Here is a 26795-nt window from a genome sequence, read left to right on the forward strand (position 1 = left end):
CCCATGCCCTCCCTCGCTCCCAAACTTCGCAAGGATCTCGAAAATGCCGTGAAACGGGCGCGCCGTGTCGCGGAGGCGGGCGCGGTGAAGGCGCTCGAACAGCTCGCGGTCGGACACCATGAGCCGTGGGGCAGCATGAAGGACCCGGCGCTCCGCCGTCTGCGCAACCGGCTGCGCGCGCACGGGCAGCAGCTCGGCGATGCCCGTGATGCCCAGCGGGGCACGCAGTCCATCACCCGGTTGAAGGGCGAGGTCGCCTACGAGCACTGGCACCGCATGCTCTTCGCTCGCTACCTCGCGGAGAATGATCTCCTGATCGAGCCCGAGTCGGGTCAGGCCATGACGATGGACGAGTGCCGCGAACTCGCCCGCGAGCAGGGCAAGGACTGGCTGCCGCTCGCCTGCGGTTTCGCTCAGCAGATGCTGCCCGAGATTTTCCGGCAGGGTGACCCGGTGCTCGAAGTCGCGCTCCCGCCGGAGACGCGTTCGGAATTGGAGGACGTGCTGAATGAGCTGCCGCGCGAGGTGTTTGTCGCCTCCGACAGCCTCGGCTGGGTCTATCAATTCTGGCAGGCCGACCAGAAGGAAGCGGTCAACAAGTCGGAGAACAAGATCGGCGCCGATGAGCTGCCGGCCGTCACGCAGCTGTTCACCGAGGACTACATGGTGGACTTCCTGCTCGATAACACGCTCGGCGCGTGGTGGGCCGGCAAGATCCTCGCCGCGAATCCCGCGCTGGCCGAGAACGCCCAGAGCGAAGCCGAACTCCGCGAAGCGTGCGCGCTGCCCGGCTGCCCGTGGACCTACCTCCGCTTCGTCCGGCCTGCCTCCGACCCTCAACCCTCAACCCTCAACTCTCAACCAAGCTGGCATCCTGCTGCCGGCACCTTTCCCGGCTGGCCGAAGCTGGCGAAGGAACTGACCTGCCTCGATCCCTGCATGGGCAGCGGGCATTTCGTCGTCGCGATGTTCGAGCGCCTGGTCGCGCTGCGGATCGCCGAGGAAGGGCTCGATGAGAAAGCCGCTGTCAGCGCGGTCATCCGCGACAACCTGTTCGGACTGGAACTCGACCCGCGGTGCACCCAGATCGCGGCCTTCAATCTCGCGCTCGCAGCGTGGCGGCGCGTGGGACACTGCGCGTTGCCGCCGATGCATCTCGCGTGCTCCGGCCTCGCGCCCAACGCCCGTGAATCGGATTGGCTGAAACTCGCTGGTGAGAGCGACAAGCTTCAGCGAGGCATGGCGCGACTTTATCGCCTGTTTCAAAACGGACCAGTGCTCGGGAGTCTCATCAATCCCCGGGCCGGTGGTGAAGGCAATCTGATCGAGGCGGGATTTCAGGAGCTACACCCGCTCCTGGCGAAGGCGCTAGCGGAGGAATCGTCGGATGACTCCGCACTGGAGATGGCCGTGACCGCGCAAGGTATTGCCAAGGCCGCGGAAATTCTTGCCGGTCAGTTCACGCTCGTCGCCACCAACGTGCCTTACCTCGGACGAGGCAATCAGGAGACAATTCTACTGGATTATTGCGAACGAGTTCACCCCGAGGGAAGCGCTGACCTCGCTACCTGCTTCGTCGAACGCTGCCATGCGTTCGCACGTGACGGAGGAAGCGCTGCGCTAGTCACTCCACAGAGTTGGCTATTCTTGGCGGCCTACAAAAAGCTAAGGAAACGGCTGTTGAACTATACCGAGTGGAACGCAGTAGCACGATTGGGCGCTCACGCGTTTGAGACAATTGGCGGCGAAGTCGTAAACGTGTCATTGATTGTTCACAGTTGCCGAACACCAATGCCCCCTCAGTCCTTCATCGGATTGGATGTAGCCGCGGACGATTCACCCGTCGCGAAAGCGAAGTCGCTTCTCGGTGCAGCGGGCTCTTTGACTAGCCAGCGGCAGCAATTGAGTAATCCAGACTGGATTATTCAGTTGGGTGCCGAATCCGGGCTCACGCGTGTGAAGGAATTTGCGTTCGTGCGGGGCGGCATAACATCGAGCGATTCACCGTATTTCCGCCGGCACTTCTGGGAGGTGAACACACGAGATAGCCGCTGGGCCTTCCAGCAAGGCACCGTCTGGGGAACACACGATTACTCAGGGCGCGAGCTTGTTCTACTCTGGGAAGACGGTGCTGGCGTTTTGTGCAAACGAGCCGCTGGTAACGGGGCAACCATCGCGGGACGAGATGCGTGGGGCCGATTTGGAGTGGCGATATCAAAAATGAGTGATCTCCATGTGACACTTTATTCTGGGGAGATTTTTGAAAACGTCGCTTTCGTCTTGGTTCCGCGTAATCCGGACGACCTGCCTGCCCTCTGGAGTTTCTGCTCCTCGCAGAATTTTAAGCAAGCGGTCCGACAAGTTAACCAGGGACTATGCGTCGACCCGGGTTACTACGAGAAGGCGCCCTTCGACCTACCGCACTGGCAGAAAGTGGCGGCAGAGAAATTTCCGCACGGGTTGCCGAAGCCGTTTTCCAGCGACCCGACGCAATGGCTCTTCAACAGCCACCCAGCAGGCTCGGACGAGCCGCTGCAGGTCGCCGCGGCCCGCCTTGTCGGCTATCAGTGGCCGCGCCAGACGGGATCGAGCTTCCCGGATTGTCCGGCCCTCGGTCCGGACGGTTTGGAGAAACTGGCCGACAAGGACGGCATCGTGTGCCTCTCCGCCACGAAGGGCGAGGCGCCCGCCGCGGATCGGTTGAATGCCGTGCTGGCCGCCGCGTTCGGGGCCGAGTGGTCCGCCGCCAAGGCCCGTGAACTCATCGCCGCCACCGGCTCCTCGGCCAAGTCCCTTGCGGAGTGGTTGAGCGACGATTTTTTTGCCCAGCACTGCGAGCTGTTCCACCAGCGTCCCTTCGTCTGGCACATTTGGGACGGCCTGCGCGGCGGCTTCAGCGCGCTCGTCAACTATCATCGCCTAGCGGGACCGGACGGCGCGGGCCAGCGCACGCTCGAAAAACTCATCTACACCTACCTCGGCGACTGGATCGACTCCCAGCGCAAGGCCAAGAGCGACGGCGTGGAAGGCGCCGACGCGCGCCTCACCGCCGCCGAGCACCTGCGGGCACAGCTTGAGCTGATCCTGAAAGGCGAAAAGCCCTTCGACCTCTTCGTCCGCTGGAAACCCCTGCATGCGCAGCCCATCGGCTGGAATCCCGACATCAACGACGGCGTCCGCCTCAACATCCGTCCGTTCATGACCGCCAAGCCCCTGAGCGCCCGCGGCAAAAACGCCTGCATCCTCCGCGTGCCTCCCAAGGGCATCAAGTGGGACAAGGACCGCGGCAAGGAACCCGAGCGCCCCAAGGCCGACTTCCCCTGGTTCTGGTCCTGGGACGGCACAACCGACGATTTCAAAGGCGGCGCCACCTTCGACGGCAACCGCTGGAACGACTGCCACTACTCCCTCGCCACCAAACAAGCCGCCCGCGAGCGGCGTGGCACCAAATAAGATGAATCCCACCACCCCAGAATCATCCATCGATCCGCAGGTCCCGGCCTTGCTCGAGAATGAGGCCGTTCATAAGCACCTCGACATCCTTCAGGGGATCATCGAGCGCCTCGCCGGCAACGCGAGCAGTTGCAAGAACTGGTGCATCACCTTGGTTTCCGGTGCGGTCGTCCTGTCATTCACTGCTGATTTGAAGGTGGAGCATAAGGTGATTTACCACCTCGCCTACGCGCTGATCGCCATCTTTCTGCTGCTCGATTCCTATTACCATGCCCTGGAGCGGGCCTTCCGCAGCCAGTCTAACCAACTCGTTAGGTCCATTCATGCCGGCAACTGTGATCCCGCCAGGATCCTCGTGATCGAATCGCACAAAGGCATTTGGAAGACCGTCGGGCTGACGTTGCGCGCCGCGGTCTCTTCTCCCGCCACCGGAGGATTTTATCTCATCCTCGCTGCGGCGGTCTTTCTCACCAGCTGGCTTTGCCACTAATCGCCATGGCCGACAAACGCGTCTACTTCAGTTTTCATTACCAGGATGTCTCCGACTTCCGGGCCAACGTCGTTCGCAATCACAAGATTGTAGGCTCAGATTCAAAGTCGGCTGGTTACCTCGACGCCTCGATCTGGGAGGAGGCAAAAAAGAAGGGTGACCTTGCGCTCAAGCGGATGATCAACGCGGAACTCGATTACACGTCCGTCACGGTCGTGCTGATTGGCTCCGAAACCTATGATCGCCGCTGGGTGCGCTACGAGATCATGAAGAGCCTGGAAAGAGGGAACGGCCTGATCGCGATCCACATCAATGCGATCAAGGACAAGTTTGGCTACACCAAGCCGGCCGGTCCCAACCCCTTCGACCATCTGGCGCTGTCGATTAGCGCGGACGGCAAGCGGGCGAGCCCGATGGAGCATCGTAACCAACAGTGGATCGACTACGCGGACCTCGACGGTTGGGGTGTCAGCGGAGTGCTTCCGTCAGATCAGCACGGCAAGGCCTTCAAACTTACCCAGTGGTTTCGGACCTATGACTGGGTCGCCAACGACGGCTACAACAACTTCGCCTCGTGGATTGGCGCCTGAGTCCACGCTAACGACATGAACGCCTATTCTCTCCAAGAACTCCAAAATGCGGCTTACCTGAGCCGCCTACAAAATTTCAGCGCCGGTGGTAGGACGGCTCTCGCCAACGAGAGCGTGGCCCGCGCCTTGGGCTACAAGACCATATTCCTTTCCCACTCACACAAAGACCGCGACTACGCGCTCGGCCTGAAGTCGATCATCGAGAGTCAGGGAGGAAGCCTATACATCGACTGGCTCGATGAAGAGATGCCCGCTGTCACGTCGAAAGAGACTGCGGAGCGTCTCCGGGTGAAAATCGTGCAGTGCTACTTGTTCATGTTCCTGGCCACGCCCAACTCGATGGCGTCCCGCTGGTGCCCGTGGGAAATCGGCTACGCAGATGGCAAGAAAGGCCCTGACAACATCGTTATCGTTCCGACGAAGGACAGCGCTGGCACATTCTACGGCAGTGAATACTTGCAACTCTACCGTCGGCTGGAGCCGTCCGCACTGCGGACATTCTCCAGTCAGCCCGCCGCCCCGGAAGTGATTCGCCCCGGCCAGCAGACCGGCGTCGGTGTGAAGCAACTCTGATCCTTTTTGTGAGCACTCTCGCCGAAGCCCTTTGGAACTCCCTTTCCGCCGCCGCGACCTCGCCCGAGGGCGTGGTGGCGCCGGTCGCCATTCTCTGGACCGATCCGGACGGGCAGTGGCGTCCGCTGGTGGAGGAAATCCGCCCTTCGCTCCCGGAACTCTACTCCCTGGGCGACTACGCCCCGGACCAGCGCACTGGGCCGGCCATTTGGCTGAAGTGCATCGTGGCGCGCTCGCTGCCGGAAATCAGCCCGAAGGAAGGACAAATCCCGGTGCTCTATCTGCCAGGGGTCAGCCGCCAGATCCTCCGGGCCGGCTCGGAGTGTCCGGCGCTGCTCCAGCCCTTGATCGAACTCGAATACCGCGGCGCCATGTGGCACCAGCGCAACGGGCGCGACTGGACGGTGGAGGCGTTCCTCACCTCCGAGCACGGCATGGGACTCGACCTGGCGCTCGACGCCCGGACGCGTGAGGCCGTGCAGCGAGCGCTGCCGTCGTTGATCAACGAACCCGTGGCGGGTTTGCAGGGTCGGCGGCTGGAGGCGGAGGACTTTGACCGGTTGGTGGTGGGCGATCCGGTGCGGGACGTGCTCATGTGGATGAACGACCCCGCGGGGTGTGCGCAACGCTGGTCGGGGGCTCGCTGGTCCACATTTCGCGATGTTTGCCAGCGGGAGTTCAGCCTCGACCCGGCGGCTGCCGACCCGAAGGAGGCCGGCGCAGCCTTGCTCTCCGGCGGCTACGGCTGGGACGATGTGTGGCGCCGGTTCTGCGAGGCGCCCAAAGCGTATCCCGGCGTTGCGCGGCTGCTGCGGGAAGTCCCGCCCAAGAATTTGTTCGTGGAGGAAGGACGCCAACCCTCAGTCAACGAAACCGAGGAGGCCCGGCTGGCGAAGGAGTTGGATGCCCTCACCCAACTCTCGCACGCAGCTGCGTGCGCGAAGGTGATCGAACTGGAGCGCGAACACGGCAAGCGACGTGAGTGGGTCTGGGCGCAGATCGGACAGAGCGCGTTGGCGATGGCGCTGCGCCCGCTTGCCCGACTGGCCGATGCGTCCCAGCGCCCGTTGGCTGGTCCGGATCTGACGGCCGTCATCAAGCACTACACGACGGAAGGGTGGTTGTGCGACGGCGCGGCCATGGAAGCGCTCGCCAGTCCCGGTTCCTCATCGGAGGTGGGCACGATCAACCGGGTGGTGCGGACGCTGCACGAGCCTTGGCTCGATCGGTCGGCCCGGGCGTTTCAGGCGGTTTATTCGCAGGCGGGCGCGGCGGCTTCTGCCGTCGGTGTCGTCACGACCGAAAAGGATGTCTGCCTGATGTTCGTCGACGGGCTTCGCTACGACCTCGGCCAGCGCTTGGCGGCGAGCCTGGAAGCACGCGGACTGAAGTATCAGCTCCGGTCGCGACTGACGGCTGTGCCGACGGTGACCGCCACGGCCAAGCCGGCGGCCACTCCGGTCCGTCACTTGCTGGAAGGCCCGGAAGGGGCGGTGGATTTCCAACCCGTGTTTCGGGAAAGCGGTCAGATTGCCTTGGCGGGCAAGTTGAGGGATGCCATGGCGCAGGCCGGCATCGAGGTCATGGACGAGGGAGACCTGCGTCTGGCCACCGGAGCGGCGGCGGGAGGCTGGGTGGAGACCGGGAAGTTCGACAAACTCGGGCACTCGCTCCAAGGCGATCTCCCGCGGCACCTCGAGCACGAGATCGAGGTCGTCGCCGACCGGATCGAAACCTTGCTCAACCAAGGCTGGGCTGCGGTCCGCGTGATCACGGACCACGGCTGGCTGCTGCTCCCCGGGGGGCTGCCCAAAGTGACATTGCCCCATTATCTGGCGGCCTCCCGCTGGGCTAGATGCGCGACGTTGAAAGGCGAGTCGGCCAGCACGGTGCCGGAGTATGCGTGGTATTGGAATCCGCACGTGCGCATCGCCAGTCCGCACGGCATCGGCGCCTTTCTCGAAGGGCATGAATACTCTCATGGCGGCATCAGCCCGCAGGAATGCATCACCCCGGAAATTCTCGTCGAGCGCACCGCTTCCCGGGTGGTCGCCGAAATCAAAACGGTGTCCTGGCGCGGCCTGCGGTGTCGCGTGCAAATCGAAGGCGCGACTGCGGGCCTGAGGGTGGACCTGCGACCGAATTGGAAGCAGCCCAAATCCATCGCAGCGTCGGCCAAGGAGGTCGATGCGCAGGGTGCGGCCAGCCTGGCGGTCGGTGACGACACGCTGGAAGGCTCGGCGGCGAGTGTGGTGCTGCTGGATGCCGCCGGACAGATTCTCGATCATCAACTCACGACCGTAGGAGACACTTTATGAGCATGGCCCTCGACCATCTTGATTCACTCGCCGCCAAAACCTATGACGGATTCCTCGTCCGCAAGGATCTCGTGCGGAAATACGCCCGTCAATACCCGGTGCCGACCTACGTGGTGGAGTTCCTGCTCGGGCGCTACTGCGCCAGCGTCAACGAGGCCGAGATCGCCGAGGGCTTGGCCATCGTGGAACAGCAGTTGAAGGACCGCACGGTGCGGACAGGCGAGGAGGAGCTGTTCAAGGCCCGAGCCAAGGAGGACGGCGAAGTCCGGATTATCGACATCGTCAAGGCGCGGCTCGATCCCAAGAACGACTGCTACGTCGCCGAGTTACCCAGTCTCGCACTGCGGGATGTGCGGATTTCGAGCCAGCTGGTCACGGACAACGAGCGCATGTTGACGGACGGTTTCTACGCGGAGGTGACGCTTGGATACGACGGCGTCATCGCGCAGGAGCAGGGCGGCCGGCCCTTCAGTATTCAGAGCCTGCGCCCCATCCAGATGTCGAAGGCTGATGTGCTCGATGTCTATGGCAAGGGCCGCGCCGAGTTCACGACGCAGGAATGGATCGATTTCCTGATCCGCTCCATCGGCTTGGAACCGACCGCGCTGTCCGACCGCGCCAAGAAAGTAACTTTGCTGCGCATGGTGCCCTTCGTGGAGCGGAACTATAACTTGGTCGAATTGGGACCGCGGGGCACCGGCAAGAGCCACCTGTTCCAGCAGATTTCCCCTTACGCCCACCTGATTTCCGGCGGCAAAGCCACGGTTGCCAAGATGTTCGTGAACAACGCCAGCGGTCAGCGCGGTTTGGTCTGCCAATACGACGTGGTGTGCTTCGACGAAGTCTCCGGCATCTCTTTCGACCAAAAGGACGGCGTGAACATCATGAAGGGCTACATGGCCTCCGGCCAATTCAGCCGCGGGAAAGAGAACATCCGGGCCGAGGGCAGCATGGTGATGGTCGGCAATCTCGATGTGGACGTGGAGCAGCAGCAGCGCGTCGCCCATTTGCTCAGCCCACTGCCGCCGGAGATGCGGAATGACACCGCGTTTATGGACCGCCTGCACAGCTACGTGCCCGGCTGGGATTTCCCGAAGCTCAATCCGAACGAACACCTCACGCAGCACTTTGGCTTCGTCAGCGACTTCCTCAGCGAAGCCTGGACGAGACTCCGGTCAAACAACCGCCTCGCGCAGATTCAAGGGCGGCTGCACCTCGGTGGCGCCTTGAGCGGTCGCGACATCGAGGCCGTCAACAAGACCATGAACGGTCTGATGAAACTGGTGTTCCCGGCGCCTGACCAGCCGGTCTCCGACGAGGATCTGGAGTGGATGGCGAGACTCGCGCTTGAATCACGCCGCCGCGTGAAAGAGCAGCAGAAGCGGGTTTTCAAGAGCGAGTTTAGGAACACCCATTTCAGCTACATTCTCGGACCCGACGGGGTGGAACAGTTCGTAGCGACGCCTGAATTGCACAGCGACGAAGCCATCGAGACTGATCCGTTGCCGCCCGGCCAAGTTTGGGCGGCTAGTCCGGGCTCTCCGGAAACGGGGCCGGCGCTCTATCGGCTCGAAGTCACCTGTGGGCCGGGGGCGGGAGTGCGGGTGCTCAATCAACCGACGCCCCCGCCGTTCCGGGAGAGTGTAAAAGTCGCGGAGCAAAACCTCTACACCCGGGCCAAGGAACTCGTGGGAGATCGGAATCCGCGAGAGGAGGAGTTCTCAATTCAGATGCGCGCCATCGACGCGGAGAAGAGCGGTGCCGGCCTGAGCCTACCCGCCCTGATCGCCTTTTGCGGCGCTCTCCTCGGCAAGAACACTCGCGGAGGCGCGATCGTCGCCGGCTCCCTGAATCTGGGCGGCTCCGTCGAGATTCTGCCGAACGCCGCCAAGGTGGTGGAACTGGCCATCGACAAACGCGCCCAAGTCCTCCTCCTGCCGGTTGCCGCCCGCCGCCAGCTCAACGACCTGCCGGATGAGTATTGGACCAAGCTCACCATCGAGTTCTACAAGGACAGCGTGGACGCTGTCTTCAAGATGCTGGTCGAATGATGCCCGCCGAGCCCAGAATCCAAAGGTATAAGTGTCACTTCAGTTCGCCCTAAAATCGCGTCCTCTCCGCCACGCTACGGGCATAAAAAACACGCGGCAAAACGCCGCGTGTTCGGAAAGAAAATCTCTCCCGCTCAGTTCCGCGACGGACTCACGACGACCTGTGTCTGATCGAGCGCGGGAAGAATCGCGCCCGTATCCGCCGTTCCCGGCGCCGGAGCGTTGCGCGCTGCCGGCGTGCCACTGGACGCCGCTTGGTTCACGATGGCCACCACGGCGGGATCCTGAATGCCAGCGGCCGCCGTGACCGCCTGGGCGAGATTGCCCGCCTGGCTCGGATTGGCCTCGGCCGCGACCTTGACGACCGCCGCGAGGACGGCGGCGACGAGATTCGGCGTGTCGGCCGTATTGGTGATCGCGCCCTGTCCGACGGCCGCAGCGATGGAAAGCGCCGCCTCGGAGAACACGGCCGCCAGCGACGGATCGGCCGCCACCGCCGCCGCCACGCTCTGCGCGGAGCCGCCACTCGTCACTTGGCCGAATGCGACGCTGATCTCGCCGCGATCGGTGAGGAAAGTAACCACACCGCTCATGGTGCCGACGGTGGCGTTCGCCTTATCCTGCGTGACGCGCACCGCGAAAACCGTGCCCTTGGCCACCGCGACGCCACGGGGCGTGCGCACGCTGAACCGCGTGACATCCTTCTTCGCCGGGTCGAGGCTCGCCACGACCGTGCCGCGCTGGAGGTTCAGCACCGTCGTCTCGGTGACGTTGCGACCGCCCTGCTGCTGACTCTCGATGCGCTCGACGATCAGCTCGCTGTCAGCAAGCACCGAGGCAACCGTGCCGTCGAAAAACCGCAGCGACACCTCGCTGCCTCCGCTCGTGCGGACCACCGCCCCGATGGGCAGGGTGGCGCCCGGTTGGAGCGCCTGATGATCGGCGGTTTGGACCGAGCCTTTGATCGCAACGACGGTGGCGGAGGGCGCGGCGACAGCCGCGACGGCGCACACGAGGAAAATTCCGAGCGTAGAGAGGCGGGAGCGGATATTCATGGCGGCGGAGGGGAGTAATGGGACGGAGGTTGGGGAGGCGAAACAAAAAGTCGCATCAGCGCGCATTGGCCGGCGGTTGAAAAACCTGCCGCAGCGTTCGTCCGATGATCACGCAATCGAGCCAAACGCTCCAATGGTGAATGTAATAGAGGTCGAGTTGCAGCCGGTCGCGGATCGCATCCGGCGAGCGCATCTCTCCGCGCAAGCCGTGGGCCTGCGCCATGCCGGTGATCCCAGGCTTCACGAAGAAGCGCATGCGGTAGACCTCCACGGAGTCCGCGAACTCCGAATCGTGGCGCACAAAATGCGGTCGCGGCCCCACCACGCTCATGTCACCGAGCAGGACATTCCAGAACTGCGGCATCTCGTCCAGGCTCGTCCGGCGCAGGAATTTCCCGAAGGCATAAACCCGCAGGTCGCCCGGCGACGTCTGGTTTTGCCCTTCCGCAGTCGCGAACATCGTGCGGAATTTCAACACCGTGAAGGCCTGTCCGCCCCGCCCGGAGCGCGGCTGCCGATACAGCAACGGCCCCGGCGCCTGTCGCCATTGCATCACCCGCACCGCGAGCGCGAGCGGTGGCAGCACGAAGATCACCACCGGCAAAGCCAGCGCGACATCCATCACCCGCTTCAGCCCCCGCAACACCGGATTCTCGAGCGGCTCGTCCTGGAACGCCATGAAACTGTAGCCATCCTGCACGAACTGCCGCAGCGGATGCGCCAGGCGAAACGCCAGATCGTTCTGCACCAGCAGGCGACAGCCCGTTGCCGCGCACGCGCGCACGAGCGCGTCGAAATCGTCCGCGTGTTTCGGCAGATTCAGCATCAACACCTGTTGCGCCCCCGTCGCCACGATGCTCGCCCGCAAATCCGCGAACTCGCCCACCACGGGCAGCTCCGCGAGATCCGGCACCACGCCGGCGTAACGCACCCGTCCGACCGGATGCAACCCGAGCGGCGCCCCCGCCGCCAGCCAGCGCCGCAGGTCGGGAAACTGCGCCGCATCGCCGAGGATCAACGTCGGCATGCGCCCGCGCGCGCCGAAGAGCGACTGCCGCAGCAGCACCGGCTGAAACCGATTAACCAGCAACAGCAACACCCCGAGCAACGGCAGATACGACGCCAGGAACAGACGGCTGATGCCGGGATCCTTGAACCCCACCACCACCGTGAACACCGCCCCCGCGACGATGACCAGCTGCCGCATCGCCAGCTGCGCCGAACGCATCCAGCCGAGCACCGCCAGTTCGCTTTTCACCGTCCACGTCGAACCCATCGTCAGCGCCACCGCCGCCATGATCGCCACCGGATAGGCGGCATGCGGCAGCAAGGTCGTGAACTCTATCCCACGCACCAGCGGCGCGGCTTTGGCCATGATCAGCCACAACCCTGCCGCCTCGAGGGCGACCAGGAAACTGTGGATGCTGGCGAGGCCAGCGCTGCGGCGATCGAGCATGGGGGCGTGGTTGGCTTTGCAGCGACTGGCCCGTCACCGCTCGTTCGACCCGGAATCAAAGCGTTTTTTTGGTCCGCGTCGAGCCGACAACCGGCGGTGCCGCCGGTCCGTGCCGCAGCAAGAGCGGAACCAACTTCGTCGCCCGCCAATACCGACCGCCAAACCGCCGCGGATGCGACATCACCCGCCACAACCACCCCAGCCGCGCACGATCGACCCAGACGGGAATCCCCACCTGCGCGCCGGTCAGGAAAGCCAGCGCCGCCCCCAGACACAGGATCGCCGGCCGATAGGAAAGCTGCTCACGCAACGTGCACCCCAAACGCTCCTGCACGCCGCCTCCGATGCCGAGATAGACCACCGCCGGTCGCCGCGCCTCCAGTTGCGCCAGCAGTTTCCCGTCGCTCACCTCGCCCGCGCCATACCACGGCGCGACATAGAAATCCTCCTCGACCGCCGGCACGCCCAGCGAGTTCAGCCAAGTCCGGGCGCGCACCGCGTCCTCCTCGCTCGGCATCACCCAGCACGCCGCGCCCGGTGCCCGCATTTCCGGCCGCTCGAGCCACCGCCGCAGAAACTTCAACCCCGAGTGCCGCGGCAACCGCCGCCCCGTGCGCAGCTGCCATAGCGTCACCAGCAGCCCGGAATCCGTCAGCACCAAGTCGCTCGCCGCGAGCGCCCGCCGATACGCCGGCTCGCGCACGAGGTCCTCCGCCAAGCCGATCCCGGAAGGCGCCGTCAGCAAACCGCCGCCGGCGATGAGCTCCACCGCCTCGTCGAGCGAGCCCGTGAAAAAATCCACCCCGAGCACGCGCTCCCGTCGCGCCACCGCTCGCGTCTCAGCGCTCATTTCCCGCCTCCTTTTCGCGCGCCCGCCGCAGTTCCTCGGTCTTGGTCACCGAGAGAAATTCGTAGAAGGCGTGCAACCGCGCGAAATAGTAGCCTTCCGCCCCGTCGAGGAATCCCCGCTGCCAGAAATAGACGTAGGCGAAGCGCAACCACGGTCGCAGCGGCAGCCGCCGCGCCGCGTGCTTCACACGCCGCCGCCAGCCGACTGCCGCCAACTGCAACCCCGCCGCACCGCTCGCATCCGCGCCCGCGACCCGTGCCTCCCAGTTCGAGTAGCGGTTGTGCTTTTCCACGAACGCCGCGATCGACGGGAACGCGTAGTGATCCATCTCGCAACGCAGGCGCCCCGTCCGCCCGCGCACCACCACGTGCTCATGCACCTCGTTGTCGCCGCTCTCGGTCGCGACACCGGTGATCTTCTCGTAGCGCCCGAGCTCGTGCCGGAACAACCGGAGATTCCAATTCGGATAATAGGCGTGGCGCAGCCACCGCCCCATGAAACGAAAACGCCGGTTGATCCAGTAACCCGCCACGTCCGACGCCGGCGCCGAGACGATCGCGCGCAACTCCGCTTCCGCTTCCGCCGGCAGCACCTCGTCCGCATCGAGGATGAAAACCCACGCATGCGCGAACGGCAGATTCTCCAGCGCCCAGTTCTTCTTCTTCGGCCAGGTGCCATTGAACGCGAACTGCGCCACGCGCGCGCCGTGCCGCGTCGCGACCTCCACCGTCGCATCCACGCTGCCGGAATCCACGACCCAGACTTCCGCCGCCCACCCGACGCTGCCGAGGCAACGCGGGAGATTCGCCGCCTCGTTGCGCACCGGCACGAGGATCGAAACGGGGACTTTGTCGAGCGCGCTCACGTCCGGCCTTCCCGCTGCCGGCGCGACATCGCCAGCCCGACCACGCTCGCGACCGCCACGCCGAGCCAACCCGCGACGACGTCGTTCACATCGCTGCACCGCTGCGGCAAGAACAGCTGCGCCAGCTCGATGCCGGCCACCAGCAGCGCCACCGCCGCGGCGTTGCGCGCCCGCGTGCGCGGAAACGCGAGATGCGCGGCGCCGGTCAACACGGCGAAACCGACGGCGTTCTTCAGGAAATCGTGCGCATCGAGCCAATCGCCCCACGCCGCCGGCAGGCCAGGGATGACGCGCATCTCCGGCCGCGTTTTCAGCCCCGCATACAACACCGCCGCCAGTGTCAGCCCGAGCGGCACGCCGCGCGCCACACGAGCGAATGTCGAATCGGCGGGAAGTGGACGCGGAACGGTCATCGGCGGCGAGCGCATCAATTCGCGTCGGCTCCACCATGGCAAGCCCGCCCGGACGAAATTCGCTTGCCGCCCTCGCCTCCTCCGCCGCCTGCTAGCTCCGCCGTGCCGCCGTCTCGCCCGCCCCGCGCCCAACCGCCCGAGCCGCTCTCACCGGTCGAGAAGCTGCTGGTCGCGCAAACCCTCGCGGTCGTCATCGCATCCTCCTGGCTCGGCGGCGGACGCGCCGCGGGCGCCCTCGCACTCTCGCTCGCGCTCGTCGCCCTCACGCTGCCTCTGTGGCTTCTGGCGCGCCGCGAGAATCTCCGGCCGCACTGGTGCGCGCTCCTGCCCGCCGGACTCTGGGTCGTCTTCGTCGGGCTCGCGCTCCTGAACCCGAGCCACGTCGTCGGCGCGGACGGCGCCTGGCACGAGCGTGCCGGTTGGTTGCACTGGCTTCCCACCACGGCGGATCGCGCGCACGCCATCGCCGGCGCGCTGCCCTGGCTAACCGCGCTCGTGCAAGGCGCCGCGCTCGCGGGGTTGCCGCTGTCCAGCCGCGCCGGGCGCGTGCTCTGGAGCGGCATCGCGCTCAACGGCTTCGCGCTCGCGACGGTCGGCGCCGGTTTTCATTTCCTCGGTGCCGACCGGATGCTCGGCGCGTTCGACGTCCCGGAACCGACGTATTTCTTCGCGACCTTCTACTACAAGAACCACTGGGCCGCCTACGGCGCGCTCGGCGGCATCGCCGGCGCCACTCTCGCCGCGCTCGCGTGGCCGGCGGCGCTCGCCGGACAACCCGCGGCGCGCGGCCGCGTCTTTTTTTTCGGCAGCACCGCGCTGCTGACACTGTGCACGCTACCGCTGCCCGGTTCGCGCGCCGGCTTGCTGCTCGCGGCGGCGATCGTCGCCGGCTTCGCGGTCTGGGCGTCGGCCCACTTGTCCAAGAGCGTCGGAGCGCGCAGCCGGCGTTGGGGCATGGCACTGCTCGCCGCACTCGTCCTGGCCGTCGCCGGATTCGTCGCCCGGTTCTACCTCGAGCGCGGACGCACCGACTTCGCGCGCACGCAACAGCAGCTCGCGCGGCACGCGGCCGGCGGCATGCTCGATCTGCGCGTCGAACTCACACGCGACACATGGCACATGGCGCAGGCCCGTCCGTGGTTCGGCTGGGGCGTCGGCTGCTACGAGATCGTCTTCCCGGTTTTCCAGGGCGGTTACCTGCGCGATGCGAACGGACGCTCGACCGCGCGTTTCGAATTCGCGCACAACGACTGGCTGCAAATTCTCGCCGAGAATGGCTGGTTCGGCGCGGCCCTGCTGCTCGGCGCGGCCGGCGCGGCGGCGGTTCGGAACTGGCGCGAGGCCGGAGCCGCCGGGCGCCTTGCGCTGGCGGGCGCGAGCCTGCTGCTGCTCTATGCGTGGATCGATTTCCCGTTCCACAATCCCGCGGTGCTTCTTCTCTGGACCGTGCTGGTCGTCACGGCGGGCCGGCTGCAACGCCGCGCGAGCGAACAATCCGCCCGCACAGTGTCGTCCCGCTGAGGACCGAGGCGAGTTCAGGCGCTCTCGTCGTCTTTCTTGGAGTAGGCCTTGGCGTAACGCTTTGCCTGGTGGTAGCCGTAGCCGTAATAATACGCCGCCCCGCCGAAGCCGGTTGGCATGGCGTTCAGCACCACGCCGGGCACCTCGATGCCGGCCTGCCGGAAGCGCGCGAGCACGCCGCGCACCGCTTGGCGGCTCACGGTGTTGAAACGGCACACGAACACCAGTTCGTGACAGAGCTTGGTGAACGCGACCGCATCGGGGAAGACGCCGGCTGGAGGCGTGTCGATGATCAGGACGTCGTAGTGCCGCTGGAGTTCCTCGATCAGCCGCGGGAGCAACTCGGCGGAGAGCAGTTCCGTGGCCTTGCGACTGCTGCCGCCCGTCCGCAGCAGATGCAGGCCGGGCGCGACCTCGGCGATGCCGAGGGCGGCGTCGCGCAGCATTTCCGGACCGACCGGGCGATTCTGGCCCAACCAGGCGAGCGTGCCGGCGTTGTTCGGGAGCGAAAAATTCCGATGCTGCACCGGACGGCGAAAATCGCCGTCGATGAGCAGCACGCGCCGGCCGTGCGCGACGAACAACTGCGCGAGATTGGCCGCGATGAAGCTCTTGCCCTCGCCCGGCAGCGTGCTCGTGACGAGCAGCGTCTTCGGCGGATCGATGCGCGACGAGAGCATGAGCTGGCTGTAGAGCGCGCGGAACTGCTCGGTCGCGGCCTCGTTCTGCTCGGCGCGCACGAGCTGGGCGCGTTCGCCATCATCGCCGGGCCGCACCGAGCCGATTTCGCCGAGCACGTCGACGCCGAGGAAGTGCTCGACGTCCGTGACGCTCCGGATGCGCCCGAAGAACAGCTCCACGGTGAACGGGTAGCCGAAGAAGATCGCGAGCCCGAGCATGGCGGTGAGCATCAGCGTGCGCCGCAAGTTCGGGGAGAAGGGCGCAGCGGGCGGACGGGCCATCTCGGAAATCTTGAAGTTCGCACCGCTGAGCTGCGCGCTCATCGTGGCGTCGTTCAGACGGGCGAGGACCTGCGAATAAGTCTGCCGGTTCGTCTCGGCGGCGCGGCGCAGCGTGTTGTATTCGACGCCGATCTCATCGAGATGCAGCGCCTCCTTCTCGGCCTCGGCCAGCTGCTCGGTAAGTTGTTTCTCGACCACTCGGGCCTTGTCGGCCTGGTCGCGCAGGCTGGCGATGGCCGATTGGACGCGCTCGTCGCGCAGTTTTTGCAGTGCTTCGATTTCACGGCTGGAATCCTGCATCGCCGGGTGCCGGCGGCCATAGCGCTCGGCCATGACGGCGCGCTTCGCCTGGAGATCGGCGAGGCGCTTGGCGAGATCGGCGAGGCTCTCGTAGCCGGTCGCGGAGGCGAGTTGCTCGGCGGTCGCGTCGCGTTTCAGCAAATCCTCGGCCTGGGCAAGACGGGCCTCGACGGCCAACCGGGCCACGCGGGCCGCGGTGGCGCTCGCATTGAGCGTCTTGAGGTTGTCGACGATGATGTTTTGGTTGGCCTCGAGGGAAACGAGATGGAAGCGCTGGCGGTAGTCCTGCAGGTCGCGCTCGGTCGCCTCGACTTTCTTGCGCATCTCCTCGGCCCGCTCCCGGAGGAACACCAGTGCGGCATCGTTGCCCGCCAGGCTGCGTTCCAGGACGTAGCGAACGAAGCTCTCCGCGTAACGATTCGCGATGAGCGCCGCGGCCTGCGGGTCGGTGTGCACAGCGGAAACGACCAGCAGCATCGTCTCCGGCCGGCGCTTGGCCGTGACCGCACCGCGCAGGAAACCGGCCAGGCCACCGCGACGCGAGTCGACGCGCGCGGTCGCACCTTCGCCGCGAGTCGCGTCACTGCCGAGCACGAGCGCGCTCTCCTCCGGCGTGAAGGATTCGGCGACGCGTTGGGCGAGTTCGATGCTGCGCAGCTGTTCGAGGCGCGTCGAGATTTGCAGTTCGCCCAATGGCGCCTCCGACATCTCCCGCATTTCCGGCAAACGATTCGGCCGCTCGAAAAACAGCGACGCCTCGGCCGAGAAAAGTTTCGGCTGGCTCAATTGCTGCCAGGCGAGGACCGAGCAGGCGATCAGCGTCAGCGCCGCGGCGACCCACAGGTGGGTGCGAAGCACGATGATGCTCTGGCGCAGGTCCACGCTGAGCGGCGCGGCCCCCGGAGTCGCGGGGTTCTTCTTGGCGGGTTGCGAGGTGCCGGAGCGAGGCATCGTGCAATCGGTCAGAATACGCGCTCGGGCACGAACACCACGTCGCCCGGCTGGAGTTGGAAGGGGTCGCCGCCGCGGCCGGCGAGCATGCGCTCAACGTCGACGGTGAACACCCGCTCGGCACCGGCATCGTCCTTGCGGGTGACGCGCACGCCGTCGCTCTTGGCGATGCGGGTGAAGCCGCCGGCGCCAGTGATCGCCTCGATGATCGGCATCGCCGCGGACTCGGGCGAGAGGGCGAGCTTGCCCTGCTTGTTGACCTGCCCGAGCACGAGCACTTCCTTGGGGCTGTATTCGACCACGCTGACGAAGACTTCGGGGCGGATGAAAATCTCTTCGGCAATGTAGCGCCGGCGGATCTCCGCCTGGGCTTGCGCGACGGTGAGTCCGGCCACTTTCACCGCGCCGAGCAACGGCACGGGAATCTCGCCCGTGGCGTCGATGCGCCGCTGGACGGCGACATCAGGCTCGCCTTGCACTGCGATCTGCACGAGGTCGCGCGCAAAGAGGCGGTAGTTGCTATTCGTCGCGGATTCCGCGGCGCGCAACAGGCCGGACAGGACCAGCGCCGTGGCGCCGAGCAGCAGGCTCCGCCAGAGGGCGGAGCGGAAAACGCGCCTGAAAATGGCCATGCAGGTCGATTGGAATCGCGGCATGGCCGCGCCGCGAGGGAAATCAGAAGCGATACGTGAAACCGGCACCGAAGTTGAATTGCTGGTAATCCGACGTGGCAAGGTCGGAGCTGTTGTCGCGGATGCCGGCCGACGCATCGATGCTCGCGCTCTCGCTCAACGCGTAGTTCAAGCGCAGACGGGCATTCGCACCGTGGTCGCGCCGGGCGCCGGCGCCGCCGAACGAGCTGTAGTTGGCGCGGGTGTAGCCGACGCTGCCTTCGAGGCTGAGGCGCTCGGCCAGCTCCTGTGTCAGCGACAGGGAGGAGTCGAAATTCTTCGAGGACTGGTCGGCGGCGGTCACGTTCAGACCTTGGCTGGCGCGCAGGTTCCAGACGGTCTTTTGCGCGGCGGCCCACGTCAGGCGGGTCGAGAGATAGAGCGAGCTGTTGTCGCCGAAGCTGGCGGTGGCGAAGCTGCGCTTCTGGACACCGACGCTGAGTTCGCCGGTGACCTTGGGCGCCAGTTCACCTTCGAAGCCGACGGTGTAGCGTGTGTCGTCGCCACCGGGATTGCGGCGATTGAAGGAGCGATGCGACGTCCACGATTCGCCCCACGTCACGCCGGCGAGCGCCTTGAGCTTGGGCGAGTAGACGTAGATCGCATCCACGCCCACCGAGTAGTTCGCAAGGTCGCTGTAGCCCGCGGTGCGGTAATCGCTCTTCGTGTAATCGCCCGTGAGACGGGCGCCGAACTTCTCGCTGGCGAGATGTTCCCACTGACCGTTCAGCGCGAAGTCCGCTGACTTCGCGCGCGTGTTGAGCGCCTCGTTCGCCATCGACGAGCGGCGCCAGCTGGTGCCGACCTTGATGTTCGTCTTATCCGACGGCACGTAGGCCAGCCGCGCATCGATGCCGGGATCGAACGAATTCTGATCCGAATGATCCGTGAAGATCTGGCCGTTCGCCCACACGCCGACATCCGTGGTCAGCTCGCTGACGTCGTGGATCACGCGCACGCCGCCATTCATCGAGTAAACCCAGTCGTGGACTTCGCTGTTGTTGACGAAGATGTTCGAGTCGTAGTCGAGGCGCGCCCCGACCGTCGAGACGACGCGGCTGCGGCCGATTTCCGCAGCCGAAAGGCTGGCGGCGATCAACGCCGCGCAAGCGACACTAGCGTGGTGAAGGACGAATTTGCTCATGGCGGGGGCATCAGTGTGGAAGGGCGTGGAAAAGTCGCTTCGTGGCCCCAAAGCTACTCACCCGGTCGTCTCGCAAAAACGCCGTGTCGCCCCGCAATGTCCACCACAAAACCGCACTGCCGCGTCACCCGCGAACGCAGCCAACGACCTGCAAAAGCATGGACAGCCGCGCGCCGAAGCGTTCAGCCTCGACGCCGCGCCGGGGCCTACGGCGCCGTTTCGTGGACCTGCGCACCCTTTCCACCGCCCGCGCCTACCTGCGCGACCTCGACACCGTCTCCGCAGGGAGGCTCCGCATCGCCGCGTCCGTGCTGCTCGTCTCCGCCGCGTTGGAAGCCGCATCGCTCGCCTTGCTGGCGTCGCTCCTCCATGCCGGCGGCGTCGGCTCGCCCGGCAGCGCCGGACCGGCCGCCGGCCTGCCGCGGTGGATGCTCTGGCAACTCGGCCTCGGCAGCGCGCTCGCGCTGTTCCTCGGCGCCCGCCTTGCGCTGGCCGCACTGCGCCGCGCCCAGCAGGCCGTGCAGGCGCGGCTCGACGCCGATTTCTCCGCCGCGCTCCGCGCCCGTTTCCACCGCGCCGCGCTCGACGCCGACTGGCTGTTCCTCACGCGCCAGCGCACGTCCGACCTCACCCAAGCCTTCCTCGAGGAACTCCCCCGCGCCAGCCACTGCACCACGCACCTGGTGGGCCTCGCGACCACCGGAGTCGTTACGCTCGTCCAACTCCTCACCGCGTTCGCCATCGCGCCATGGTTCACGCTCGGCGTCATGGCCGCCGCCGCGGCTGCCGCCCTCGGGCTCCGCTCCTGGCAACGCCGGCAACACCACCTGCTCGGCCAGCAACCCGCCCAACGCGCCGGCGTCGCCGCCGCCGTCACCGAACATCTCGCCGGCCTGAAAATCGCCAAGAGCTACGGCCGCACCGACGCGCATCACGGGCAATTCCGCGAACTCCTCGGCGAGCTCTCACGCCTCACGGTGCACGCACAGGACCGCGCCGCGCACATGCGCTTCTGGGTCGAGATCACCTCGCTCGCCACGCTCGGCATCTTCGCCGCCGGCGCACTCCTCTGGCGACCGCTCGGGCTCGGCCCGCTGCTGTTGCTCGGATTCATCTTCTCGCGCCTCCTCGCCCAGGCGTCGCAGCTCCACAGCTCGTGGCAACAACTCGCAGTCAACCTCCCGTCCTACGCCGCCACCGAGGCGCAACGTGCGCGCTACCTCGCCGCCGCCGAGCCGCCCGACACCGCGGCCCACCGCCTCGCCCTCACGCAGGAACTCCGCTTCACGCGCGTCTCCTTCCGCTACGCGCCGGACCGACCGCTCGCGCTCGGCGAGATCGACTTGGTTCTCCCCGCGCGCCGCGCCACCGCGCTCTGCGGCCGCTCCGGCGCCGGCAAAAGCACCCTCGCCGACCTCGCCCTCGGCCTGCTCCAACCCGACGCCGGCGAAGTGCTCGTCGATGGCACCTCGCTCACCGGCGCCGCGCGCCACGCCTGGCGCCGCTCCATCGGCTACGTGCCGCAGGAAACCTTTCTCTTCCACGACACCGTCCGCGCGAACCTCCTCTGGGCCAAACCCGACGCCTCGCCTGCCGAACTCGCCGCCGCGCTCCACGCCGCCGCCGCCGAGGAATTCGTCGCACGTCTCCCCCACGGGCTCGACACCGTGATCGGCGATCGCGGCCTGCGCCTCTCCGGCGGCGAACGCCAGCGCCTCGCCCTCGCCCGCGCGCTCCTGCGCCGTCCTTCCCTCCTCGTCCTCGACGAAGCCACCAGCTCGCTCGATCCGCAAAACGAACGCCTCGTCCAGGAAGCCCTCGAGCGCCTCCACGGCGAAACCACGATCCTGCTCATCGCCCACCGCCTCTCCACCGTGCGCGCCGCCGACCGCATCGTCGTCCTCGAAGCCGGCCGCATCGCCGAGACCGGCACCTGGGACGAACTCGCCGCGCGCGAACACGGCGCCTTCCGCGCGTTGCTCGCCGCCGACGCCCGCACATGATCGCTTCGCCCGCGTCTCCGGCGTTTTCCCCCGAGCTGCGTCTGCTCCTGACGCTGGCGCGCGGCGCCCTCGGACGCGACGGCGCGCCACCTGATGCGACTGGCGTCGACTGGCGTCGCTTCGTTGCCGCGGTCGAGCGACACCGTCTTGCGCCGTTCCTTCTAGCGCATGCTGGCACCGTGCTCGCCGCGCATTGCCCGCGCGACGTCGTGGAGCGCGTGCGCGCCTCCGCCGTCCAATCGCTTCGCCGCTCCCTCGCGCAGACGGCCGAATTGTTCCGGCTCACCGACGCTCTCGCCGCCGCGGGCATATCGTCTTTCACGATCAAGGGCGTCGTTCTCGCCCAACAGCTGCACGGCCAACCGGCCGCGCGTTTCAGCGGCGATCTCGATCTCGTCGTCACGCCGCACGATGCCGGCGCCGCCGACGCGGCGCTGCAAGCCGCCGGACTGCGGCGCACGTGGCCGGAATTCCCCCTGACGCCGCGCCAGCTGAGCGCATTCGTCCGAGCCAAGCCCGATTTCGAATACCAGCTCGCGCACTCCGACGAACCGCTCCGCATCGAACTCCTCTGGCGCTTGGAAGGTGCGCCCGCGGACCACGCGGTCACGACGGTTTCGCTCGCCGGCCGCGACGTGCGCACGCTGTCGCTCGGGGACCATGCGCTGCTGCTTTTCCAACACGGCGCGCGCCACGCGTGGTTCCGCCTCTTCTGGCTCGTGGACATCGCGCGCCTGCTCGAGCGCGACGATCTCGACTGGGCCGCGCTCCGCCTCCGCGCCTGCGCGGCCGGCTCCGAGCGCGCCCTGCGGCAGGGCGTCGCGCTGGCCGTCGAGTTGTTCGGCTCACCCATTCCTGCCGCGCTCGCCGACGCACCGGCCAGCGGTCGGCTGCTCGCCGAGGCGCGCCGACAGATTGTCCGCACGCCGCGCCGCAACGAGTCGATCGTCGAGTGGATGCGTCAACTTCGGTATCGCCTGCGGCTTGCTCGCGGCGCCTCCGCGAAATGGCGTGTGCTCGTTCCGCACTTGTTCACGCCGGGCAACTGGCGGGTGTGGCGGCTGCCCGACCGCTGGTTCTGGCTCTACTACCCGGCCACGCCGTTCCTGTGGCTGTGGCGCTTGTTGCGCCGTCGCTAACCGCCACGTTTCCGCCACACCACCTGGCGATCCGGCTCCGCGGCGAGCCGGCGATTGTCCCGATCGAAGCGCGGATGTGGCGCGCCCCCCGGCGGCAACGTCAGCACCGGCTCGAAATCCGATGCGCAAGCCGCGTCCTCGAAACGGAAATTCGCCCAGCGAAACGCGAGATAGCCGCCGGGTTTCAAGCAACGCGCCAGCCCGCCGAGCACGCGCTCGAAATCCCCGAAGCGAATGAACGCCGCACAGCTCTCGCGCGCCTCGTCCTTCAACGCGGAATGCTGAAACACCGCGAGGCACAGCACCGCATCGTAGCTGTCCGCGCTTTCGCCGGCGGCGTCCGCGGCGCACGTGAACTCCATGCGCTCGCCCGCCGCACCCTCGGCTGCGCGCCGTCGTTCCGCCACCGCGATGTCCAGCGCGTTCACGTCCACTCCCTTGATGAACGCCTGCGGCAAACGCCGCCGCAGCGAGAACGCTTCTTCGCCCGTCGCGCAACCGAACGACAGCACGCGCGCGTCCGCCCGCGCCGCGAGCCGCTCGCCGAGAAAGGCGAAGATGCGCGGATACCGCTCTTCGCGGGTGAAGCTCCGGAATTGAAACTGTCCGCGCGCCGGCCGCAGCCGCCGCAAGTAGTCGCGGCGGAACACCCGATCCGTCGCGAAATGCCACGCGAACCGCAGCGCGCGGTAAATGCGGAAGCGACGAAGCGGGGGTTTCAGAGTTTCGAGCGACACGCGCCTCGTTTCGCGGATTCGTCGCGGCGCCGCAACGATCGAAACTCCCGCCAGAATCTCGCCACCACACTCGAAACCGCCGCTCTCAGCTCGAGTCGCCCGAATCCACGACGCAGTTGTTCGTTACCTAATACGTAATTTCGCCCTTTCGCCCCACCGATCTGCGCGGCGCGCCCCGACGCGCGATACCCGACGGTGCCAGCGTGCCGACAAATTCGCCTTGCGTCGATTGCAGCGCGGCTCGCCTATCGCGAGGGCCTTTCCATGTCGCGCTGGCAAAAGTTTCTCCGTCGCAGCGGTCGCGAGCGGCTCCTCTTCGTCGAGGCGCTGGCGGGCTTGTGCTGGGACAAGGCGCGGGTGCATCTGCTGCCGTTCCATCGCATTGCGCGCACGTTCGGAGCGCCGCAACGTGAAACGGCCAAGACAATTTCCTCCACCGAGCGCGCGATCGCCGTCGAGATTTCCTGGGCCGTGCAAGCCGCCGCGCGTCACGCCCCGATCTCCTTTGTTTGTCTGCCCCAGGCCATCGCCGCGCAGCGAATGCTGCGCCGCCGCGGCATCGCCAGCACGCTCTACCTCGGCGTCGCGCCCGACCGCGCCGATCCAGCGCTCCTGCAAGCTCACGCCTGGCTCCGCGCCGGCGACAAGATCCTCACCGGTGAACTCGAAGCCGTCCGCCACCGCCCGCTCGCGTGGTTCGGCTGGGAGTCGCCGGACTGACCTGCTTCCCCATGCGCTGCCTCCGCCTGCCCTTTACCTTCGACCCCGAGAAACTCCGCGCCGACCTCGCGCTCGTCCGCGACGACGAATGGATTCCCCATGTGCAACGCCGCCACTATGAGGGCCTCTGGAGCGGCGCCGCGCTGCGCTCCCTCGGCGGCTCGCGCGACAACCTCGTGCCCGAGGCGCGCGATGGCCAGCGCTTTGCCGACACCGCGCTGCTCGCGCGCTGCCCGTATTTCCGCGCCGTGCTCGCGCACTTCCGCTGCCCGCTGAACGCCGTGCGCCTGCTGCGTCTCCAAGCCGGCTCGGCCATCGCCGAGCACGTCGACCACGCCCTCGATTTCGAGGACGGCGAAGTGCGCATCCACATCCCCATCGTCACGAGCGACGGCGTGCGTTTCATCCTCGACGGCTCGCGCCTCGTCCTCGCGCCGGGCGAGTGTTGGTATACGAACGTCAACCTGCCGCACGCCGTGGAAAACACCGGCACGGTCGACCGCATCCACCTCGTGCTCGACTGTGTCGTCGACGACTGGCTGCACCAGTTGTTCGCCTCCACTCCGGCGCCGCATTTTCCGAACCACACGGCCACTGTGCGTGGCGTCACAGGATCCAGCCTCGCGGTCCTACCGGTGTTTGCGGCCGTCGCACAAGAACTCGCCGCCGCGGGCGCACCGGTGACGTTCCGCAGTGAAGGCGCGACACTGATCCTGAACTGGGCCGGCATCTATTCCTGGCAAATCCGTCTGCGCCTGCCGGCGTCCGTCGACATCGCCAGCGACTGGTCGGCAGAGCTCGAAAGTTCGCCCGATCTGCACGGCGAACATCGCGGAGATTTCGTCGCGGTAATGGACGCGATCCGCCGCGAGTTCCCGCGCATCGAGGTTCATGCGGCCGGCGCGACATGAGCGTCGAAATCCCCTTCCGTCTCGCCCGTGGCGGCCTCGACGCCCGGCTCGAATGGATCGCAGCGGACCACGCTCGCTACACGGAGTCTTTTTTCGAGCACACGTTGAGGCGATTGCGCCAGTTGCCCGTCAACCGTAGCACACCGCTTCGCACCACGCCGCTGGAAGAGCTCCGTAATTTCTCCGGACCGGAGCCGACCGCGATCGTCTTTCATGTCTCCCGATGCGGCTCGACGCTCGTCGCGCAAATGCTCGCGGCTCTCCCGCAACACACGGTGCTCGCCGAGCCGCCGCTGGTGGATGAGGTGCTGCGCCTCCACTTGCACCGTCCGGCCACGACGGACGGCGAGAAGATCGCGCTCGTCCGCGGAGCCGTTGCCGCGCTCGCACGGCCCCACGCCGCGGGATGCCGGCGGCTGTTTGTGAAGCTCGACTCGTGGCACATCTTCACCGTGCCGCTCATGCGGCGCGCATTTCCAACGACGCCTTTCGTCTTCCTTCATCGCCATCCGGTGGAGGTGCTGGTGTCGCTGATGCGGCGACCGAGCCTGACCCTGGTGCGCGACACCGTCACACCCGCGCAACTCGGATTGACGCCGTCCGTGCGCGATGCGCTCTCCCCGGTGGAACACGCTTCAGCGATCCTCGGGGCGTTTTTCCGGGCCGCGCGGACGCACCGGAGCGAACTCACGACGATCGACTACACGCAACTGCCCGATCTCGTGGCGCGCGGGTTTCCGGACTGCGCGTTCGACGATGGGGAGCGCGAGGCGTTGCTCGCCGCGGCGGCGCGCGACGCGAAGAATCCCGAACAACGCTTCGTGCCCGACGCGGCGGCAAAGCGCCTCGAGGCGACCGACGAGCTGCTCGCGGCAGCGGAGAAATTCGCCCTGCCCGCGTATCGCGAATTTATCGCCGACCTCAGCTGAGAAACGGCGCGAAACGCCGCCGCAGTGCGGCGGCGTCCACCGCCAGCGCATCGTAGCCCAGCTGCCGCGCCAAATCCACCGTCGTCGGGTGGTGCGAGACAAAGTCCGGTTCGATCCACGAGCTGACGAAAAAATGATGTTCGTCGATCACGCGGCCGGCATTCGCGCGCAGACGCGGGGAATATTCAGCGCCGAGAAAAGCGCACAGTCGTCGGAGCCCGGCTTCGGAAAACAGATCGCTGTGGTCGAGCCGCAGCCACGGCACTCCGGCGGTCTTCTCCAGACTCCGTGCGAACGCATTGACCTCGGTCCAATAATACAGGCTGCACTCGACCGGATGGAGATGCGCCCAGCGTTGCGCGTATTCCGGAAAAGCGACCCCCGCATCGCCCGGGTGCAGCAGGATCTTTTGCGGCAAACGCGGCAGCAACTGCGGCTGATAAGCGCCGTGCGACCACCAGGAATAGGCTGTTGCCACTGGATGCCGCAGAAGATGCACGACCCGCACTCGACCAGCGAAACGTCGCAGCAGATACGGCACCGAGCTCCAACACGGGAAGCCGGCCTCGAAATAATCGGAGTGCTCGAGCGTGCGCTCGATGTTTTCGAGATGGGCCTCGACTCCCTTTCGCACGACCGGGGCAAGCTGGGCGGGATCGCCCGCGCCGAGCATTTCCCGCGAATGATAACCGT

The 26795-nt window shown here is 66.4% G+C and carries 22 protein-coding genes; 12 read left to right on the top strand and 10 right to left on the bottom strand.

What is annotated here, in order from left to right:
• Nucleotides 1-3: 3 nt before the first annotated feature.
• From KF715_05405 to brxL, 6 genes are read left to right on the top strand one after another with little or no spacing between them, the layout of a single operon-like run.
• Nucleotides 4-3453, top strand: a complete 3450-nt coding sequence (locus KF715_05405; GenBank protein ID MBX3736104.1) for an N-6 DNA methylase — start codon at nucleotides 4-6, stop codon at nucleotides 3451-3453.
• A gap of 1 nt (nucleotide 3454) precedes the next feature.
• A complete protein-coding gene (locus KF715_05410; protein MBX3736105.1) occupies nucleotides 3455-3943 on the top strand; it encodes a hypothetical protein in 489 nt (162 codons plus the stop codon).
• A gap of 5 nt (nucleotides 3944-3948) precedes the next feature.
• Entirely contained in the window at nucleotides 3949-4533 is a 585-nt protein-coding gene (locus KF715_05415) for a TIR domain-containing protein (GenBank protein MBX3736106.1), read from the top strand.
• Nucleotides 4534-4548: 15 nt separating this feature from the next.
• On the top strand, nucleotides 4549-5106 hold the full coding sequence (locus KF715_05420) for a toll/interleukin-1 receptor domain-containing protein (GenBank protein MBX3736107.1): 558 nt from the start codon (nucleotides 4549-4551) through the stop codon (nucleotides 5104-5106).
• Nucleotides 5107-5114: 8 nt separating this feature from the next.
• Nucleotides 5115-7424 carry a BREX-1 system phosphatase PglZ type B gene (pglZ, locus tag KF715_05425; protein MBX3736108.1) on the top strand — a complete coding sequence of 770 codons (2310 nt, stop codon included), beginning with the start codon at nucleotides 5115-5117 and terminating at the stop codon, nucleotides 7422-7424.
• 2 nt (nucleotides 7425-7426) lie between these two features.
• The gene (brxL, locus tag KF715_05430) at nucleotides 7427-9475 is read left to right on the top strand and encodes a BREX system Lon protease-like protein BrxL (protein MBX3736109.1); all 2049 of its coding nucleotides are present in this window, start codon (nucleotides 7427-7429) and stop codon (nucleotides 9473-9475) included.
• 134 nt (nucleotides 9476-9609) lie between these two features.
• On the opposite strand, the gene KF715_05435 is transcribed toward brxL, so the two are convergent.
• The 5 genes from KF715_05435 to KF715_05455 are packed head-to-tail and all read right to left on the bottom strand — an operon-like array spanning nucleotide 9610 to nucleotide 14129.
• Nucleotides 9610-10530 carry a FecR domain-containing protein gene (locus KF715_05435; protein MBX3736110.1) on the bottom strand — a complete coding sequence of 307 codons (921 nt, stop codon included), beginning with the start codon at nucleotides 10528-10530 and terminating at the stop codon, nucleotides 9610-9612.
• A gap of 55 nt (nucleotides 10531-10585) precedes the next feature.
• Nucleotides 10586-11986 carry an exopolysaccharide biosynthesis polyprenyl glycosylphosphotransferase gene (locus KF715_05440; GenBank protein MBX3736111.1) on the bottom strand — a complete coding sequence of 467 codons (1401 nt, stop codon included), beginning with the start codon at nucleotides 11984-11986 and terminating at the stop codon, nucleotides 10586-10588.
• Nucleotides 11987-12041: 55 nt separating this feature from the next.
• Complete coding sequence (locus KF715_05445; GenBank protein MBX3736112.1) at nucleotides 12042-12836, bottom strand: WecB/TagA/CpsF family glycosyltransferase; 795 nt, start codon at nucleotides 12834-12836, stop codon at nucleotides 12042-12044.
• A complete protein-coding gene (locus KF715_05450) occupies nucleotides 12826-13701 on the bottom strand; it encodes a glycosyltransferase family 2 protein (GenBank protein ID MBX3736113.1) in 876 nt (291 codons plus the stop codon). The genes KF715_05445 and KF715_05450 overlap by 11 nt, the downstream gene beginning before the upstream one ends.
• A complete protein-coding gene (locus KF715_05455) occupies nucleotides 13698-14129 on the bottom strand; it encodes a VanZ family protein (protein MBX3736114.1) in 432 nt (143 codons plus the stop codon). Before KF715_05455 ends, KF715_05450 begins: the two co-directional genes overlap by 4 nt.
• 87 nt (nucleotides 14130-14216) lie before the next feature.
• On the opposite strand from KF715_05455, the gene KF715_05460 reads away from it, so the two are divergent.
• Entirely contained in the window at nucleotides 14217-15635 is a 1419-nt protein-coding gene (locus KF715_05460) for an O-antigen ligase family protein (protein MBX3736115.1), read from the top strand.
• 14 nt (nucleotides 15636-15649) lie between these two features.
• Here KF715_05460 and KF715_05465 read toward each other — a convergent pair whose 3' ends face one another.
• The 3 genes from KF715_05465 to KF715_05475 are packed head-to-tail and all read right to left on the bottom strand — an operon-like array spanning nucleotide 15650 to nucleotide 19663.
• Nucleotides 15650-17848 (bottom strand): polysaccharide biosynthesis tyrosine autokinase, encoded by a 2199-nt coding sequence (locus tag KF715_05465; GenBank protein ID MBX3736116.1) that lies wholly within the window; start codon nucleotides 17846-17848, stop codon nucleotides 15650-15652.
• 11 nt (nucleotides 17849-17859) lie between these two features.
• Nucleotides 17860-18480: a polysaccharide export protein gene (locus KF715_05470; protein ID MBX3736117.1), complete on the bottom strand. Its 621-nt coding sequence runs from the start codon at nucleotides 18478-18480 to the stop codon at nucleotides 17860-17862.
• Between the two features lie 43 nt (nucleotides 18481-18523).
• Nucleotides 18524-19663: an outer membrane beta-barrel protein gene (locus KF715_05475; GenBank protein MBX3736118.1), complete on the bottom strand. Its 1140-nt coding sequence runs from the start codon at nucleotides 19661-19663 to the stop codon at nucleotides 18524-18526.
• Between the two features lie 221 nt (nucleotides 19664-19884).
• On the opposite strand from KF715_05475, the gene KF715_05480 reads away from it, so the two are divergent.
• The gene (locus tag KF715_05480) at nucleotides 19885-21666 is read left to right on the top strand and encodes an ABC transporter ATP-binding protein (GenBank protein ID MBX3736119.1); all 1782 of its coding nucleotides are present in this window, start codon (nucleotides 19885-19887) and stop codon (nucleotides 21664-21666) included.
• Nucleotides 21663-22805 (top strand): nucleotidyltransferase family protein, encoded by a 1143-nt coding sequence (locus KF715_05485; protein ID MBX3736120.1) that lies wholly within the window; start codon nucleotides 21663-21665, stop codon nucleotides 22803-22805. The genes KF715_05480 and KF715_05485 overlap by 4 nt, the downstream gene beginning before the upstream one ends.
• Here the strand turns inward: KF715_05485 and KF715_05490 are convergent.
• The gene (locus tag KF715_05490) at nucleotides 22802-23542 is read right to left on the bottom strand and encodes a class I SAM-dependent methyltransferase (protein ID MBX3736121.1); all 741 of its coding nucleotides are present in this window, start codon (nucleotides 23540-23542) and stop codon (nucleotides 22802-22804) included. The genes KF715_05485 and KF715_05490 overlap by 4 nt on opposite strands.
• Nucleotides 23543-23806: 264 nt before the next feature.
• On the opposite strand from KF715_05490, the gene KF715_05495 reads away from it, so the two are divergent.
• The 3 genes from KF715_05495 to KF715_05505 are packed head-to-tail and all read left to right on the top strand — an operon-like array spanning nucleotide 23807 to nucleotide 26102.
• Nucleotides 23807-24262 (top strand): lasso peptide biosynthesis B2 protein, encoded by a 456-nt coding sequence (locus KF715_05495; GenBank protein MBX3736122.1) that lies wholly within the window; start codon nucleotides 23807-23809, stop codon nucleotides 24260-24262.
• 11 nt (nucleotides 24263-24273) lie between these two features.
• A complete protein-coding gene (locus KF715_05500; protein MBX3736123.1) occupies nucleotides 24274-25173 on the top strand; it encodes an aspartyl/asparaginyl beta-hydroxylase domain-containing protein in 900 nt (299 codons plus the stop codon).
• Nucleotides 25170-26102, top strand: coding sequence for a sulfotransferase (locus KF715_05505; protein ID MBX3736124.1), 933 nt, complete (start codon nucleotides 25170-25172; stop codon nucleotides 26100-26102). The genes KF715_05500 and KF715_05505 overlap by 4 nt, the downstream gene beginning before the upstream one ends.
• Here the strand turns inward: KF715_05505 and KF715_05510 are convergent.
• The gene (locus KF715_05510) at nucleotides 26095-26775 is read right to left on the bottom strand and encodes a hypothetical protein (GenBank protein ID MBX3736125.1); all 681 of its coding nucleotides are present in this window, start codon (nucleotides 26773-26775) and stop codon (nucleotides 26095-26097) included. The two genes, KF715_05505 and KF715_05510, sit on opposite strands and share 8 nt — an antisense overlap.
• Between the last annotated feature and the right edge of the window lie 20 nt (nucleotides 26776-26795).

This window comes from Candidatus Didemnitutus sp. (genome assembly GCA_019634575.1).
In the GTDB taxonomy this organism is placed as follows: Bacteria; Verrucomicrobiota; Verrucomicrobiia; order Opitutales; family Opitutaceae; genus Didemnitutus.